This window comes from Clostridium tyrobutyricum (assembly GCF_019144085.1).
Lineage (GTDB): Bacteria > Bacillota > Clostridia > Clostridiales > Clostridiaceae > Clostridium_B > Clostridium_B tyrobutyricum_A.
The window spans coordinates 1-245 of sequence record NZ_JAHHUY010000130.1; the positions used below are offsets into that span (position 1 = coordinate 1).

Sequence of the window (245 nt, forward strand, 5' to 3'; positions counted from 1 at the left end):
TGGGCGGCACGGACCAGAAGTTCAACCTGCTCATGGGCCGCCACCTGCAGCAGGAATACGGCCAGGAGCCGCAGTGCGTGCTCACCATGCCGCTGCTGGTCGGCCTGGACGGCGTGGACAAGATGTCCAAGTCCAAGAACAACTACATCGGCATTGCCGAGGACGCCAACACCATGTTCGCCAAGGTGCTGTCGATCAGCGACACCCTGATGTGGGACTGGTTCACCCTGCTGTCGTTCAAGAGC

General features: G+C 61.2%; 1 pseudogene. It reads left to right on the plus strand.

The annotated features are described in order from the left end of the window. Nucleotides 1–245: pseudogene (locus tag KM800_RS15305) on the plus strand (tyrosine--tRNA ligase); the annotation flags it as partial.